This window comes from Sulfuricurvum kujiense DSM 16994, from assembly GCF_000183725.1.
GTDB lineage: Bacteria > Campylobacterota > Campylobacteria > Campylobacterales > Sulfurimonadaceae > Sulfuricurvum > Sulfuricurvum kujiense.
This window is the reverse complement of record NC_014762.1, coordinates 1889875-1905709: the sequence shown is the minus strand read 5'-3', so window position 1 is coordinate 1905709 and position 15835 is coordinate 1889875. Positions and strand designations below refer to the sequence as shown.

Below are 15835 nucleotides of genomic sequence, written 5' to 3'. Positions count from 1 at the left end.
ATTAGAAACTTTTTAAAGGATAAATATGAATAAATTACTTTGTATGTTAGAACTCCAACAAAAATTGAACGATGCGACCAACGGAACAGGCTGGGAGAAAGGGGTTACGAAAAACGGCAAAAAGATCAACTGGCGCCGCTGTATTTACATGGAGTCGGCGGAGATGATCGATTCGTTCGGATGGAAACACTGGAAAAGTATCGCCCAAGAGACCGATTATGAAAATCTTCAAATCGAGATCGTCGATGTATGGCATTTCGTGATGAGTCTGGTGTTGGAATTTGCCTATATCAGCAAAGCGGAGAGCGTCGAAGAGTTGGCGAAGCGTATCACCCAAACACCGGAATATCAAAAACTCAGTACCGATGCAGCGTTGACATTCGGCACCGATGATATCCTGATGACAAAGATCGAGAATGTTATGCGACTTTCATTGATTCCGATCACTCCGGAGATGATCGGAGCATTGATCGAAGAGTTTTTTGATCTTGCTTATCTCGGTGCTTTGAACGCAACACAGCTATACCGCTTGTATGTCGGTAAAAATATTCTCAATCAGTTCCGTCAGGATCACGGATACAAAGAGGGAAGCTATATTAAAATCTGGAACGGTTTGGAAGATAACGCCGTAATGAAAGGTGCGTGGGAAGCCAATCCCGATATGACGCCGGATGATTTATATAAAGCGCTTCAGGCGGCTTATCCGGCGTAAATTTCGTTATATTCATTCTTCCAGCGCTTGTGGCACCAAAACCAATGTTTCGGGGAGCGTCGGATAATGTGTTCCAAAGTGGCGACTTGCCGTTGAGTCGCTTCGGTGATAGAACTTTTGTCATCGCTTTGCACTTCGATCGGTTCTTCAAAACGGATAACAAAATTTTCTTCATCTTCGCTGCTGATATAGAGGGCAACGATCGGAGCATTGTATTTGTAGGATAAAACGGCAGGCGTAGAGGAGTGATAGGTCGGATGTCCGAAGAAATCGACGGCGACTCCGTCTCGCGGATTACTCGACTGATCAATCATCAAAGAGATTGATTGACCGTTTTTTAGAGCTCTGGCCATATGTTTGAGTGCTCCGCTTTTTTCGGCAAGATTCATTCTGTGACGGGTACGTGACTCCAGAAGATAGGGGTCAAATTCGGCCCGCTTAAATCCCTTATAGATTGCTGTCGTGGGTGTTACCAGCAAAGAAAGGGCCGTTGCTCCTATTTCCCAGTTCCCGAAATGGGCAGAGATAAAAATCATACTTCTCCCTTCCGCCAAAAGGGCATCTACTTTTTCACGATTTTCGAATCGGATGCGTTTGGAAAAATACTCAGAGGTAGCGTGCCGGTTTTCCATGACCTGTAAAAGGTTCAATCCCAGATTGCGGTAGCAATAGCGTTCGATTTCTGCTCTTTCATGAGAGGTGAGGGTCTCTTGGAATGCAAAATCCAAATTTTGCCGAATTATGAGGTTACGTTTTCCCGCCAAACGATGGACGAGTGCCGCCAATGAGGTAAAAAGCCTTTTGCGCCATGAAGAGGGCAATTTCATCAATACCGCGTCTAAAAGTAAAAAGAGACGAAATAGGATCATGATAAAAGTTCCTTGGCTTTTTGAAGCACCGTCTGCGGGTCAATTTCTTGAATCGAAAAATCGTTGCGGTTGATTTTAAGAATATTGACCGAAGAGGGGGATTTGATCCCGATATTGATCTCTGTCGGAAAGATCATCCGCTCATTGGTAGGACCGAAGAGGGTAATGGAGGCTTTGTTCATCGCCCATGCCATGTGGGTAGGGCCTGTATCATTGCCGATCGTGAGATCGCAATGTCCGATAAAACTGACCAGTTCACCCAGCGACATTTTCGGGGCGACTTTGGCATTGGAAGTCTGTTCGCATATCCATTGCGCATCGAGTTTCTCGGCTTCGCTTCCCCAGATCAGATGACAGGGATAAGGCAATTGCGAACAAAGTGCGGCAAAATGCTCTTTGGGATAGCATTTACTCGGCCACGAAGCCCCGATCACGCAGGCGATATTTTTTGTTTCACTCAAAGTTTTCGGTTTGTCACGGAGAGGAAAAAGAGGTTCTTTATTGAGAATATCGTTTTCATTGTACGGGATGTTTAACGCTTCGGTAATGACGAGAACATTCCTTTTAATGATATTGAGTTCATAAGGGATGGACGATACGGTATCATAAAATCGTGCGGCAAGTTTTTCGCGCGCGCTGAAACGGTCAAATCCGTGCACTTTCCCTTGTAAAAAATAGGTCACGAGTGCCGATTTAAGCAAACCCTGCGCATCGATAATCTGATCGTAAGGGGGATGGGATTTTAGGCTGCGGACCGTCTCTTTGAGAAGGTGTAAACTTTTTGTTTTTTTGATCCGTTTCAGGGGAACGGAGATCACCTTGCTGATCAGAGGATGGTCGTTGAGTATAGGTGCGAAAGCTTCTTCGACGTACCAGTCGATCGTCGCTTCAGGATAATGCTTACGGATGATTTGCAAGACTACGGCAGTATTGACAATGTCGCCTAATGCACTTAACCGTACGATAGCTATTCGGAAATTTCGAGTATTCATAAGCATAACTATAGCGCAACTAAGCTACACTTCACATTTATTTTTATAAACGCCAAAAGGAATAAAATCCCTTTGGCTACGCTTGCCGCTAAGGCACTGAAGCGTGTCTCTTATGAGACGATTTTAGCTTAAGAGGGAGAGATTATGGTTGTTCAAGATATCCAGCAGTATTCGGAAATCCGCCCGAAAGCACGCGCTTATTTTTGCTATCTGTTTCATAAAAATCTTCCCAATCATCTCCCTTCGGTATCGATAGAATCGCTAACCGCCCGTTTATTGAAGATACGCGGCGATCTTCAGGGACTTGAAGCGGCTTATTTGCTTGATGCTGCGGGAAATCAAGTAACCCCCACCTATCTTAAAAACGGGAAGAAAGAGGAAGATATAGGGGTAAGCCGCTCAACACGGGCGTACTATTACCGTGCTATGCATGAACGGCGCTGCACCATTACCGATCCGTATCCTTCGCTTCTCAACGATGAATTGACGGTTACCGCTTCGGAGCCTATCTTTGATGAAAACGGCGATATCGTCTATGTCGCCTGTATCGATATGCCATTGGCCGAGGTTTTGAAAATTGCCCATCCGATGGCGCTTGAATCGACTGCCGGACGATTTTTTAGAGCTGCTTATGCCGCGTTTACCGTTGTTTTGGCATTGGTGTCGCTGCTCCTTTTTGTCAAAGGGATTGAAGGGTTCTTAGCCTACGGAGCGGGCCATTACGACAAGATAGAGATCAAAGATATTTTTGAAGCGACGATTTTGCTGACCCTCTCTCTGGCGATACTCGATTTGGTAAAAACCCTCTTTGAAGAAGAAGTTTTGGGGCGTCCGAAACACGATCCCGATTCCAGTATCCATAAAACGATGGTCCGCTTTTTAGGCTCGATTATTATCGCCCTCTCCATTGAAGCGTTGATGCTCGTGTTTAAATTTGCAATGACCGAACCGCATATGCTGGTGAATGCAATTTATATTATCGGAGGGGTGGCTCTGCTTTTGGTCGGTCTTGCCGTATATATCCGTTTTACAAATTTAGGAGAGCGCCGTTGATAGCAATTGTTGATTACAACATGGGCAATTTGGCCAGTGTTAAAAATGCTTTTGATCTGTTGGGAGAAAAAGTAGTCGTTGAATCCGATCCGGAAAAATTACGTTCGTATGATCGTATCATCTTACCCGGTGTCGGGGCATTCGGTGATGCGATGGAACATTTGCGAGATCGCGGTATGGATGAAGCGGTTCGTGAATATGCCGCCAGCGGAAAATATCTGTTGGGGATTTGTCTGGGGATGCAGCTGTTGTTTGAATCGAGCGAAGAATTCGGTGTTTCTGAGGGGCTTGGATTGATCCAAGGGCGGGTGGTCGCTTTTGATACGAGCCGTTTTTCGACTCCGCTCAAAGTTCCGCATATGGGGTGGAACCGTATGTTTACCAAAGATCATCCTTTGTTTGAGGGGCTTGATGAAGCCCACTATCTCTATTTCGTCCACTCGTATCATGCTCTTTGTACCCATGAGCGCGACAGTATCGGTGAATCGGTTTACGGATACCGCTTTACGAGTGCCGTCGCACACGAGAATGTGATGGGGATACAGCCCCATCCCGAAAAAAGCCACAAAAACGGGCTGAATATTCTTAAAAATTTTATCAATCTCTAATAGGACAACTCAATGACAATCTTTCCGGCAATCGATCTTAAAGACGGCAAGGCGGTACGCCTGACCAAAGGGCTGATGGAGAGTGCAAAAATCTACTCCGATACGCCGTGGGAACTCGTAAAAACATTTGAAGAGATGGGTGCTAAATGGGTTCATCTTGTTGATTTGAACGGTGCGTTTGCGGGTGAGCCGAAAAATCTGGAGCAGATCCGTGCCATCAGAGAAAACTGTAACGTTAAATTACAGCTCGGCGGAGGAATCCGGGATGAAGCGACGATTCAACGCTATCTGGAACTGGGGATCGATCGCCTTATTTTAGGTTCTATCGCTCTGCGAGATCCCGAATTTGTCAAATCTATGGCGGCAAAATACCCTATCGTCGTCGGCATCGATGCGATTGACGGCTATGTCGCCGTCGAAGGGTGGGGTGAAGTGAGTTCGATGAGGGCGACCGATTTGGCCCGTGCGTTTGCCGATGCGGGTGTTGAAGCGATTATTTGCACCGATGTGGGGCGTGACGGTACACTTTCCGGCGTAAATGTCGATTTTACCCTTGAGATTGCCCGAGCATCCGGTATCCCGACCATCGCCAGCGGCGGTGTAAAAGATGACAGTGATATCGTAGCACTCCAAAAAAGCGGTGAAGTTTCCGGTGTTATCATCGGGAAGGCATTTTATGAGGGGAGAATTAACCTCAATAACTTTTTTTAAACTTACCGCAAAGTTGGTTAGGTTATCATTGGGTATTTATTCTCTAAAAATGTATCAATTAAAGGACGTACTTTGAAATTATTGGTTGTAGATGATAGTTCGACTATGCGCCGGATTATTAAAAACACACTCTCTCGGCTCGGCTATGAAGATGTTTTGGAAGGTGAGGACGGAGTACAAGGGTGGTCGGTTCTAAATGAGAATCCGGACATGGGGATGCTGATTACCGACTGGAATATGCCGGAGATGAACGGATTGGAATTGGTCAAGAAAGTACGTGCGGATGCGCGTTTTGCCGACTTGCCGATTATCATGGTAACGACAGAGGGCGGTAAAGCGGAAGTAATCACCGCACTAAAAGCAGGCGTAAACAACTATATCGTTAAGCCGTTTACACCTCAGGTTTTAAAAGAGAAACTCTCCGCCGTACTAGGTACTGAGGGTTAATGCAAGATTACTATTACATGTTGGTGGTTAAGCCATCATCGCATTTAGAGCTTTTTAGTGACTTTCTTGTTGATGTATTGCCGGTCGGCTTCGAAGAGATTGATGATGGATTTATTATTCGCAGTGAAGAGGATCTTGAGACCGTGCAGTGGGGGATCGAGCAGTTTTCCGAAGCATTGCAGCGTGCTTTGGGCGAAGTAATCGATGTCGACATGACCCTTACCAAAGAGAAAAACGACGATTGGATTGCGCAGTACCAACAGGGGATTAGTCCTGTTGAAATAGCACCGTTTTATATTCACCCGACATGGGAAGAACCGAAAGAGGGGATGCTCAATATAGCGATCGATCCCGCATTGGCGTTCGGTACGGGGCATCACCCTACAACCGCTTCATGCCTTCGCGGTATTGCGAAATATGTCAAAGAGGGCGATGTCGTCATGGACGTAGGCTGCGGAAGCGGCATATTGGCAATTGCGGCTATCAAAAAAGGGGCTGTCGTCGATGCGTGCGATACCGATCCTCTTTCCGTTGAAAATGCATCGGTCAATGCAGAACAAAACCATATTTCCTATCGCCGTTTATGGGAAGGTCCGATCAATGAGACGGATGAAAAATACGACGTTATTATTGCCAATATTGTTGCCGATGTCTTGGTTTTCATCGCAAGCGACCTTAGAAAACGGTTGCGGGAGGGCGGAGTCTTGATTCTCTCAGGAATTATGGATAAATATGAAGATAAAGTTCTTCGCGCTTATAAAAATTTTGAATTGACAGAACGCCTTGTCGAAAACGAATGGGTAACTCTGGTAGTGACTCAAAAAGGAAATGCATAAAATGGCAAATAATGAACCGAACCAAAATCCGACACCGGATAAAAACGGAAACTTTTTTAACAAAAATCCCCTTGTAACTTTTATCCTTTTTTCGATTATAGTCATTGTCCTTTTTAAAGCGGTAATCGGCGATGAAAGTGATTTGGCAAGTAAAATTAACGGGCAGAATGTTACCCGTACACAAGAGATTACCTATGCCGATCTCAAACGTCTGATCCAAAATAAAGAGGTCGAAAAAGTCTCCATCGGACAAACCTATATCCGTGCGATCGGAAATGACGGAAACGGAAAAGTAGCCTATACGACCCGTATCGTCGGGCCTGATTCGACACTTATCCCGCTGTTGGATCAAAACAAAATCAATTACAACGGTTTCAGCGAGACCAACTGGTTTACCGAGATGTTCGGATGGCTTTTCCCGTTTTTGATTATCATCGCTATTTGGATGTTTTTTGCGGGACGAATGCAAAAAAGTATGGGCAGCGGTATTTTGGGGATGGGCAACTCCAAAAAACTCATTAATTCGGAAAAACCGAAAACCAAATTTGAAGACGTAGCCGGTGCCCAAGAGGCAAAAGAAGAGGTTCATGAAATCGTCGACTTCTTGAAATTTCCCGACCGCTATGTCGAACTGGGTGCCAAGATCCCTAAAGGGGTACTGCTCGTCGGTAGTCCGGGAACGGGGAAAACGTTGCTGGCAAAAGCGGTAGCCGGCGAGGCGGAAGTTCCATTTTTCTCGGTATCGGGTTCAAGTTTTATCGAGATGTTTGTCGGTGTGGGTGCCGCCCGTGTACGCGATTTGTTTGAACAGGCGAAAAAAGACGCTCCTTCTATCATCTTTATCGACGAAATCGATGCGATCGGTAAAAGCCGTGCCGCAGGCGGCATGATGGGAGGGAACGATGAACGTGAACAAACGCTTAATCAGCTTCTCGCCGAGATGGACGGATTCGGAACCGACACGCCGATTATTATTTTAGCGGCAACCAACCGTCCGGAAATTCTCGATCCCGCATTGCTTCGCCCGGGCCGTTTTGATCGGCAGGTATTGGTTGACAAACCCGATTATCAGGGGCGTATAGATATCCTAAAAGTCCATGTAAAAGGGGTTAAACAAGATTCAGATGTTGATCTTGAAGAGATTGCACGTCTGACCGCAGGTCTTGCAGGGGCCGATTTGGCTAATATCGTCAATGAAGCGGCCTTGCTCGCCGGACGTAAAAGCCAAAAAACCGTTCGTCAGGCCGATATGCGCGAAGCGGTTGAGCGTGCGATTGCCGGATTGTCTAAAAAGAGCCGCCGTATCGATGAAAAAGAGAAACGGATCGTCGCGTACCACGAAAGCGGTCATGCATTGCTGGCGGAAACGACGAAGGGGGCGAAAAAAGTTTCCAAAGTCTCTATCGTTCCTCGCGGATTGGCAGCACTGGGGTACACGCTTAATACCCCTGAAGAGAATAAATATTTGATGCAGCGTCATGAATTGTGGGCGGAAGTGGATGTTCTCCTCGGCGGCCGTGCGGCCGAAGAGGTCTTTATCGGTGAAATCTCGACCGGTGCGGCAAACGACTTGGAACGCTCTACCGACATCATCAAAGCGATGGTGCAAATGTACGGTATGAGTGATGTCGCCGGATTGATGGTACTTGAAAAACAGCGCAGTACTTTCCTTGGCGGCGGAATGACACAGGGACGTGAGTACAGCGATAAGATGGCAGAAGATATGGATACTTTTATCAAACAATCGCTGCAAGAGCGATATGAAGCGGTAAAAGGGCGATTAGAAGAATATCGTGATGCGATTGAGAAAATTGTTGAGCTTCTGTATGCCAAAGAGAATATCAGCGGCGACCAGGTTCGTGAAATCATTGAAGCGTATGAAACCGAACATAATATAGAAACAAAATTAGAACCCCGTAAAGAGATCCCTTCGAGCAAAACTGTCGTCATCGACGAGTAAAAGGAGAATGTGATGAGTACCCAAAATGATACCTTTATCCTCTCATCCCGAGGATGGCTTTTGTCGGGAGTGATCGCCTCTCTCTTTTTATTTTTTACGATGACGGGGCTGACCCTTTTTCAATTTATCAGCGGTGCATTCCTTCTGAGTGTATTGGTGATTTTCCGTAATCCGGAGCGTAATACGGCAGAAACACATTCGGATGCCGTTATCAGCAGTGTTGACGGGGTTGTCCTCTCAATTGAGGAGACGGTAGTGGATGATCAAAAAATGTCCAAAGTGACGATCATGAATTCATTGTGGGATGTCTCGATGCTTAGAGCTCCGTTTGACGGTGTAGTTGAAGGGTTTAAAATCCGTCACGGCGCCTCATTGCCACTGTATCATCCTATGGCGGATACGTTGAATGAGAAAGCGGTACTATCGTTTCGTTCTGCCAAAGGGGATGAAGTCTATATTGAGCATCTGAGTGAACAAAGCTGTTTTCCTATCGGAATCGAGGTGGAAAAAAGCCAAAAGTTCAAAGAGGGAGCACGATACGGATTTTTAGCCAAAGGACGAAGTATTATTTATTTGCCTGAACATGCGCGAATATCGGTGAATGCCGGATCGAGCGTACGTGCGGGCGAAAGCATTATCGGATATCTAAGCGCTGCTTGAGCGAAGGGATCCCCTTTGTTTAATGTTTGAAAGGAAGTTACCCCTATGCGACAAGCACCTCCTCCTATCGCGTATCTTCTCCCCAATCTTTTTACCGCAGCTCCCATTTTTACCGGCTTTTATGCGATTTCATTGGCGTTGCAAAACTCATTTGATATTGCGGCATGGTTTATTTTTCTGGCTCTTGTTTTTGACGGACTTGACGGACGTGTAGCGCGCATGACCAATACGGCAAGCCATTTCGGGGTTGAATTCGATTCTTTAGCGGACATCGTCGCATTCGGAGTCGCTCCGGCATTTTTGCTTTATTTATACGTCGGTGAAACGTACGGACGGATCGGCATTGTCGTCAGTGCGCTGTTTATCATTTTCGGCGCCGTGAGGCTGGCACGGTTTAATGTAACGACATCGCGCATCGAGCCGAGTGTGTTTATCGGATTGCCGATTCCGACAGCAGCCATTATGATATCAATTGCAGTATTATTGATGGAACGGTATAAAGAGTTTTATGAACTCAAAGTGGCATTATTGCCTCTTGGGATTATTTTAGCGATTTTGATGGTGAGCAATATCCGATATCCGAGCTTCAAAAAAATGAATTTTAAAGCGTTTCACTTTATCCGTTTTCTCATCGCTTTGATTGTTGTTGCCATGGGAATTTTTGTCTACCCGATCGAAGCCTTGGCTCTATTGGCAGCCGGATATTTGCTTTACGGGCCGATTCGTGCCTCGTTTTATCTTTTAAGACGCCTTATTCACAGAGGGTGAAAATTTTGAGGCTCCGTTAAGAGCTTATTTGTGTCAATCGCAAAGTCGAAGTACCGCGATTGAAATCCCGTATTGCCCATTTTGCCGAATAGGTTAGTAGCCGCTTGATTATTGAACGTTTGCATGTATAAAAGACCCAAAGCATAGCGTGTTTCTGAATAAGACGGATTCTTCATTCTTGACAGTTCCAACAATGCAATCGCATTTTCGTAATGTTCCGCTCCGATAGAGGCACATGCCCCTAAAAAGAGGGTCTGTTCATCACGGATTTTGTACGTATCGATAAGCTGATTGTAGAGGACATACGATTTTTCAAAATCCTGATTGTAAAAATGCCCCTCCGCCAACGCTGATATGATATCGGCGGTATTGTCCGTCGTTGTCGGCAATATGGTTTCGAGGCGTTTTATAAACGGGGTCAGCTGGCCGGTCATCGCTGCCATTTGTACCGCTTTGTCACGAGTCAGCTGAGGACCGTAATAGAGATCGTCATAATGAAATGTCTGTTTTTTAAGATAATTAAGTGCCGAAGAGGCAAAAGCCTTCGGTTTCATATCACTAAAATTTGTCTCGATGACCATAAAATTCGGAAGCATGTCATGCGGTTGAAGAGCGCTCAAGCGTTTTGCACTCGTGCGGGCGACATCGTATTGTTCCATTTCGGTTGCGATTAAAACATTAAGTGCAAGATATAAAGGGCGTTCTTTGTAAGTGTTATCCAGCCATTTAGAGGCACTCGGGAAATTGTTTTGGGTAATATCCAGAAGGGTTCGGTATAGCTCGAATTCCTCTTTTTCCGGTTCTTGTGAAAGGTTGTCTTTCAGAATAGAGGTCAGTTTCGGATTATTATTTCCGATCATATCGGAGCACATAACGGCAAAAATACCGGACATGTAATTATTGGCATCAAGATAATAGGAGCGTAAAAAATGCTCATGCGCTTTCGACATATCTCCCATTTGAGCGTAGGTCAAAGCCAGATCGTAGTGGAGAATCGAGTGTTGTGGATTACGTTTAAGCAATGCCGATAGTTGTGCATTCGCATCTCTTAGGCGAAATTTTAGAGCTTTTTGGATCGCGAGGACAATACCGTAGTCGACACTTGATGCCCGTGTACTCGTTTTAAGATACTCTTTTGCACTCTCAATGTCATCAATATAAATATTGGCATTCCCTTTTCGGATATAGTTAATGGTTTGTTCCGCATTAAAAATTTTATACGGTGCAAAGTACAAAATGCTTCGATAGACTTGCTGGCGGTTATCCCCGCTGCTTTTGCGATAGAGGCGTTGGATATCATCGGGATTGTATAGGGACGGCTTCAAAAAGACATGGAGAGGATAGGGGGCATAGACATCATTGCGATAGGTATCGGTACTGTCTTTAATCAGCTTTGCGGCTTCTTCGTGCAGCCCCATTTTAAGATCGACAAGGGCTAAAGCAAGTTGCTCTTCTACCGGCTCGTCATTTTGCTTGATGGCATCGGTCAAATATTTTTTTGCCGACTTTAAATCTCCGAGGTTGGCATACAAAAGTCCACGAGAGAAAGAGTCCTCTTCCTGTTTCGGATTCTCAAGTGTATTGATGGCATCGGTGAAATTTCCGTACATCGCGCTGATTTTGGCACGCAGCTTGTTTTGTATCGTTTGATACTCATCCGTTGTCGGATGCTTTAGCGCACTGAGAGCTTCGAGGTAATTGCCTTTGTAGTAATTGACCAGGGAATAATAATAAGAATACATTGGCGAGCTGCTCTCTTGCGGGAGATAGGAATCAGCCATCTTGATGTAATAATTGAACTCTTTTTCACGTTTTAGATTGAGACAGCAGACAGCGGCATTGATAGCACTGACACATCGGTTTTCACCATTGGCGATAGAGTGTTTGAAATTCTCCAAAGCTTCTTTGTACTCCCCCTCTTTGAGTTGGACGACACCCAAATTATACTGGGAGATCGCTTCGGAATAGAGGGCTATTTTTTCATACAGTTTTAATGCCTCGGTCGGATTTCCGTTGGCGTAAAGATAATTGGCACGTTCGATCATGTTTTCCAGTGCGCTGGGGGCGATGATATTTTCTTGGGAAGGTTTTACCGCATCGGCGATAGGCTGCTCCGTAGGCTTGGCCTCTTGTGAAGAATGAGAGGAGAAAAATGCCACACCTCCACCTACGAGGAGGAGCAGACCTACAGCACCGGCAATAATGAGAATAAGACGTTTATTTTTGAGTAGGCTCGGTTTTTCACCGGTAGGCTCAGAAGCACCTGCCGCCGTTTTTTCGACGCCGGCAGCATCGGCTTCCTCGATAATAATTATCTCTTCTTGCTCTTCAGCCATGGGCTCTCTTTAACCTTTTAGAGGTATTTTTGCAATACGGCAGGGATAAGTATCGTGCCGTCTTCTTGCTGGAAATTTTCCATAATAGCTATCATCGTCCGTCCGACCGCTAAACTTGAACCGTTTAGGGTATGGGCGAGGATATTTTTCCCCTCTTCTTTGTAGCGGATCTTCGCTCGGCGGGCTTGGAAGTCCCGTGTATTGGAGACGGAACTGATTTCACGGTAGCTGTTTTGTCCCGGTAGCCATACTTCCAGATCGACGGTGCGTGCCGCACCGAATCCCAAATCGCCCGTACAGAGGGTGACGAGACGGTGCGGAAGTCCTAGTGCAGCCAAGAGGTCAGATGCACAGGCCACCATATCCTCAAAGACCGCATCACTTTGGTCGGCACGGGTGATGGCAACGAGTTCCACTTTGTGAAACTGGTGTTGGCGGATCATACCGCGAACGTCGCGTCCGCCCGAACCTGCTTCTTTGCGGAAACATGAGGTATATCCCGTCATTTTGATCGGCAAATCGGTGCCGTTTAGGATTTCATCTTGAAAAAGATTGGTGAGGGGAACTTCGGCGGTCGGGATGAGATAGAGTTCTTCTTCTTCGACTTTAAACAGATCGTCTTCGAATTTCGGAAGCTGACCTGTCCCCTCTAATGCACGGCGGTTGACGAGCATCGGAACACTATACTCTTCAAATCCCCGCTCACGGTTGAAATCGAGCATGAAGTTGATGAGGGCACGCTCTAAACGCGCACCCATGCCGCTTACGACGCTGAAACGGCTTTTGGCGAGTTTGACACCGCGCTCGAAATCGATCCATCCGTTTTGCTCAGCCAGTTCCCAGTGCTCTTTCGGGGTAAAAGAAAATGTAGGCGGGGTGAGGACTTTGCGGATTTCGATATTGTCGTTTTCATCTTCGCCGTCGGGTACATCCGCATCGGGGATGTTCGGGATACGCATGATGATCGCATCGAGGGCCTCTTCGGCTGCACGCTGCGCATCAAGGAGATCGTTAAGCGTTGCTTTGTTGGCATCGACTTCGATTTTTAGCTCATCGGTGCTTTTTCCCTCTTTTTTGTATTGACCGAAAAGGCGGCTGAGTTCGTTTTGTTTGGCTTGCAGCGTTTCATACGCCGTTTTGGCGCTTTTGAGGTTTTCGTTAGCGGTTCTTAGTTCATTGATAACGGATGGGTCTACTTTTTTGCGCATAAGTGCAGTAGTCGTTTCGTCAAAATTTTTCTGGAGAAGTTTTACATCGATCATAAAGGGTCATTCCTGCAATTTAATAATGATCGATTATAGCCAAAAGAGGCTGAAATTAGGTGAAAATCGTTCCGTAGCTTCCTCCGTTCGCCCTGAGCTTGTCGAAGGGTAAGTTCATGGTTCGACAGGCTCACCACGAACGAAATACACCTATACAATAATGAATGAATTTGCTGTAAACTATCTACTCCAAAAATACAATCGAACGAGATGTAAAATGAAAGAAAAACAAGTTGTTTGGAAAGATGATTTACTGAACCGACAGAGTGAAGGCAAGTATCTTTCCGAATATCTCTTAAAGCGTTATGCAAACACCCCAAATAAGCCTTTTGTATTAAATATCAATGCCGAATGGGGATTTGGCAAAACCTACTTTTTAAAAAATCTTTCTGAAGAACTTGCATCACAAAAACATCCTGTCATCTATTTTGATGCGTGGCAAAACGATTATTCGGATCAGCCACTGTTAGCTTTTATCTCAGAAATGAATACTTCGTTAAGTCCTTTTCTTACTAAAAGCGTAAAAGGTCAACAACTATTTACGACAGTATGTAAGACATCAAAAAAACTGCTAATGCCAATAGTTATTAAAAAGATTACAGGATTAACATATGATCAGTTAAAAGAAGAATTTGGTGATAGTACTGAAAATATAAAAAATGAGAATGAGACAGAAGATGATTCACTTAAAAATGAAGTCGAATCGGTACTTTCAAAATTAGCCGAGTTTGCATTGTCAGAGCATGAAACCGTTCGACAAAGTATCAGTACATTCAAAGAAAATATGGGGAAACTATTAAAATTTATCGATAAAAACATTCAATCCAAAAATTTACCGATGTTTGTTTTTATCGATGAGTTGGATCGATGTCGACCAAATTATGCGATTGAATTGCTCGAAAATATCAAACATATTTTTGATATTCCCGGAATTGTGTTTGTGATTGCAACCGATTCGAAACAACTTTCACATTCCATCAATGCTGTTTATGGTCAAAATTTTGCATCTGAGCGCTATCTAAAACGTTTTTTCGATCAAGAATATAATCTCAAAATACCTGATAATTATGCCTTTGCTTATTATCTTTTTGAACTTCACGGTATTACCAAAGATGAAAAACTATTTTCCCCTTTGGAACAAGAGGTTTACAAAGACAAAGACCTTAATGTCGAGCTTTTTACCCTCTATGCTAACTTTTTTAAATTGGGTTTAAGAGATCAGGAACAAGTAGCGACGGTTTTATCAGCTATTGTCTTGACTTGGCAAATGACTGACTCAATACACTTAGGCTATTTATTATTTTTGATTATGTTAAAACAATCTTCTAACAATGAATTTGATATTTATATTGAAACACCGAATAATAAAAAAGGGACATTTTTTAAAGACAAGGTAGATCAACTAAAACTTGATTTATCACGTCAATTTCAATCAAACGTGATAACTAATCAAAATGGTTTTTATAATGGAACACGAGAGATTAAACATCATTCATTGGATGGATTAATCAATACATATTCTTCATTATTAGAGGTAAGTTTAGAAAAATTATATGAAAAGAGAAATAATAACAATTTAGTATATTCCAAAATCATTGATAAAATGATTTCAGATACTCAAAAAAATAATCAATCAGTACCTAATTTAAACTCATATCCTAATCTCGTTTTACAAGCGGGTCAGTTTTCGTAAAGAGATAAAATTGATTAGCTCAAAATCGCCTTGGCTAACTCAAACTGATTGGCGGTCATGATGTGGATTTTCGGATGGAGCGCTTTGAGTTCTTCGAAAAGGGTTTTACTCAGCTCAAACCCCACGCGGTACTCTTCCTCGGGGCTGATGAGTGATGCGGCTTCGAGCGCTTCGACCCATGCGTGCGGGACGTAAATCCCCGGAACGTTTTCATCCAAAAAGCGGGCGGTACGGAGTTTGGTAATCGGAAAAAAACCGAGAACGAGGATACTTTTTTCGGCATGAGGCGATTGTTCGTTCGCACTCTCCATCATAGAGAGCAGCTGTTTTGCATTCTCAATATCGTACACGGGCTGGGAGATGATCGCGATGGCGCCGTGGGCTACTTTTTTTATCATCTTTTTTTGCAAGGTTGCGGCACTTTTGGCATACGAGTCGATAACGGCAAACGGGTAAATCTCCTGAACGGGAGCGAGAAGTTTTTGTTCCGCAATATCGGTACCGCGGTTAAGGGTCGTGATGATGTCGAGAAGCAGTTTGCTGTTCCCCTCAAAGACCCCTTTGGCATGAGGCTGATCGGAGTAGTGGGCGCTGTCGCCGGTGAGGGCAAGAATCGCCCGTACGTTCGCTTCGTTGGCTCCGAGAAGATCGGATTGCAAAGCGATGCGGTTGCGGTCACGCATGCTCATCGTCGCCAAAGTCGGGAGGCCGAATCGGTCTTGGAGTTTCATGGCGGCAAAAAGGGCATTGTATTTGAGTTTTGCCAGAGGATTGTCGGTCGTACTGAACCCGTCTACCAGTTTATCCAGCCCTAAAGCGGCGATTTTTTCGATTGTGGGGGCAAACTGGGCAGAGCGCGACGGCGTCGTTTCCAGAGTAATATAGGTGTCGTGACGAAGTTTATGGATAAAGGTTTCGAACAAAAGGG

The 15835-nt window shown here is 44.8% G+C and carries 15 protein-coding genes; 10 read left to right on the top strand and 5 right to left on the bottom strand.

What is annotated here, in order from left to right:
- Positions 1-25 precede the first annotated feature (25 nt).
- Positions 26-712 (top strand): dUTP diphosphatase, encoded by a 687-nt coding sequence (locus SULKU_RS09535; protein ID WP_013460758.1) that lies wholly within the window; start codon positions 26-28, stop codon positions 710-712.
- Here SULKU_RS09535 and SULKU_RS09530 read toward each other — a convergent pair.
- Together SULKU_RS09530 and waaC are read right to left on the bottom strand one after the other, a co-directional pair.
- Positions 700-1581 (bottom strand): lipid A biosynthesis lauroyl acyltransferase, encoded by an 882-nt coding sequence (locus SULKU_RS09530; RefSeq protein ID WP_013460757.1) that lies wholly within the window; start codon positions 1579-1581, stop codon positions 700-702. The two genes, SULKU_RS09535 and SULKU_RS09530, sit on opposite strands and share 13 nt — an antisense overlap.
- Complete coding sequence (gene waaC / locus SULKU_RS09525) at positions 1578-2573, bottom strand: lipopolysaccharide heptosyltransferase I (protein ID WP_041666794.1); 996 nt, start codon at positions 2571-2573, stop codon at positions 1578-1580. The genes SULKU_RS09530 and waaC overlap by 4 nt, the downstream gene beginning before the upstream one ends.
- Before the next feature lie 144 nt (positions 2574-2717).
- Here waaC and SULKU_RS09520 point away from each other — a divergent pair, with 144 nt between their 5' ends.
- The 8 genes from SULKU_RS09520 (at position 2718) to pssA (ending at position 9616) form a co-directional block, all read left to right on the top strand.
- Positions 2718-3626: a PDC sensor domain-containing protein gene (locus SULKU_RS09520; RefSeq protein ID WP_013460755.1), complete on the top strand. Its 909-nt coding sequence runs from the start codon at positions 2718-2720 to the stop codon at positions 3624-3626.
- Positions 3623-4234 (top strand): imidazole glycerol phosphate synthase subunit HisH, encoded by a 612-nt coding sequence (gene hisH / locus SULKU_RS09515; RefSeq protein ID WP_013460754.1) that lies wholly within the window; start codon positions 3623-3625, stop codon positions 4232-4234. Before SULKU_RS09520 ends, hisH begins: the two co-directional genes overlap by 4 nt.
- Before the next feature lie 12 nt (positions 4235-4246).
- The gene (gene hisA, locus SULKU_RS09510) at positions 4247-4945 is read left to right on the top strand and encodes a 1-(5-phosphoribosyl)-5-[(5-phosphoribosylamino)methylideneamino]imidazole-4-carboxamide isomerase (RefSeq protein WP_013460753.1); all 699 of its coding nucleotides are present in this window, start codon (positions 4247-4249) and stop codon (positions 4943-4945) included.
- Between the two features lie 72 nt (positions 4946-5017).
- Complete coding sequence (locus SULKU_RS09505) at positions 5018-5392, top strand: chemotaxis response regulator CheY (RefSeq protein ID WP_013460752.1); 375 nt, start codon at positions 5018-5020, stop codon at positions 5390-5392.
- The gene (locus tag SULKU_RS09500) at positions 5392-6228 is read left to right on the top strand and encodes a 50S ribosomal protein L11 methyltransferase (protein ID WP_013460751.1); all 837 of its coding nucleotides are present in this window, start codon (positions 5392-5394) and stop codon (positions 6226-6228) included. Before SULKU_RS09505 ends, SULKU_RS09500 begins: the two co-directional genes overlap by 1 nt.
- A 1-nt stretch (position 6229) precedes the next feature.
- Positions 6230-8188 (top strand): ATP-dependent zinc metalloprotease FtsH, encoded by a 1959-nt coding sequence (gene ftsH / locus SULKU_RS09495; protein WP_013460750.1) that lies wholly within the window; start codon positions 6230-6232, stop codon positions 8186-8188.
- A 12-nt stretch (positions 8189-8200) separates the two neighbouring features.
- Positions 8201-8848 carry a phosphatidylserine decarboxylase gene (locus tag SULKU_RS09490; RefSeq protein ID WP_013460749.1) on the top strand — a complete coding sequence of 216 codons (648 nt, stop codon included), beginning with the start codon at positions 8201-8203 and terminating at the stop codon, positions 8846-8848.
- Between the two features lie 45 nt (positions 8849-8893).
- Entirely contained in the window at positions 8894-9616 is a 723-nt protein-coding gene (pssA, locus tag SULKU_RS09485) for a CDP-diacylglycerol--serine O-phosphatidyltransferase (protein ID WP_013460748.1), read from the top strand.
- On the opposite strand, the gene SULKU_RS09480 is transcribed toward pssA, so the two are convergent.
- On the bottom strand, positions 9604-11952 hold the full coding sequence (locus tag SULKU_RS09480; RefSeq protein ID WP_013460747.1) for a tetratricopeptide repeat protein: 2349 nt from the start codon (positions 11950-11952) through the stop codon (positions 9604-9606). The genes pssA and SULKU_RS09480 overlap by 13 nt on opposite strands.
- 17 nt (positions 11953-11969) lie before the next feature.
- A complete protein-coding gene (serS, locus tag SULKU_RS09475; protein ID WP_013460746.1) occupies positions 11970-13214 on the bottom strand; it encodes a serine--tRNA ligase in 1245 nt (414 codons plus the stop codon).
- A 217-nt stretch (positions 13215-13431) separates the two neighbouring features.
- Between serS and SULKU_RS14530 the strand changes: the two genes are divergently transcribed.
- A complete protein-coding gene (locus SULKU_RS14530) occupies positions 13432-14907 on the top strand; it encodes a KAP family P-loop NTPase fold protein (RefSeq protein WP_013460745.1) in 1476 nt (491 codons plus the stop codon).
- A 14-nt stretch (positions 14908-14921) separates the two neighbouring features.
- On the opposite strand, the gene SULKU_RS09465 is transcribed toward SULKU_RS14530, so the two are convergent.
- A complete protein-coding gene (locus tag SULKU_RS09465; protein ID WP_013460744.1) occupies positions 14922-15830 on the bottom strand; it encodes a methylenetetrahydrofolate reductase in 909 nt (302 codons plus the stop codon).
- Positions 15831-15835 lie beyond the last annotated feature (5 nt).

Coding starts and splice junctions, on each gene's coding strand:
- SULKU_RS09530 (WP_013460757.1), bottom strand. CDS start 1,581: ATGATCCTATTTCGTCTCTTTTTACTTTTAGACGCGGTATTGATGAAA.
- SULKU_RS09500 (WP_013460751.1), top strand. CDS start 5,392: ATGCAAGATTACTATTACATGTTGGTGGTTAAGCCATCATCGCATTTA.
- SULKU_RS09480 (WP_013460747.1), bottom strand. CDS start 11,952: ATGGCTGAAGAGCAAGAAGAGATAATTATTATCGAGGAAGCCGATGCT.
- SULKU_RS09520 (WP_013460755.1), top strand. CDS start 2,718: ATGGTTGTTCAAGATATCCAGCAGTATTCGGAAATCCGCCCGAAAGCA.
- pssA (WP_013460748.1), top strand. CDS start 8,894: ATGCGACAAGCACCTCCTCCTATCGCGTATCTTCTCCCCAATCTTTTT.
- SULKU_RS14530 (WP_013460745.1), top strand. CDS start 13,432: ATGAAAGAAAAACAAGTTGTTTGGAAAGATGATTTACTGAACCGACAG.
- serS (WP_013460746.1), bottom strand. CDS start 13,214: ATGATCGATGTAAAACTTCTCCAGAAAAATTTTGACGAAACGACTACT.
- hisA (WP_013460753.1), top strand. CDS start 4,247: ATGACAATCTTTCCGGCAATCGATCTTAAAGACGGCAAGGCGGTACGC.
- ftsH (WP_013460750.1), top strand. CDS start 6,230: ATGGCAAATAATGAACCGAACCAAAATCCGACACCGGATAAAAACGGA.
- waaC (WP_041666794.1), bottom strand. CDS start 2,573: ATGAATACTCGAAATTTCCGAATAGCTATCGTACGGTTAAGTGCATTA.
- SULKU_RS09535 (WP_013460758.1), top strand. CDS start 26: ATGAATAAATTACTTTGTATGTTAGAACTCCAACAAAAATTGAACGAT.
- SULKU_RS09490 (WP_013460749.1), top strand. CDS start 8,201: ATGAGTACCCAAAATGATACCTTTATCCTCTCATCCCGAGGATGGCTT.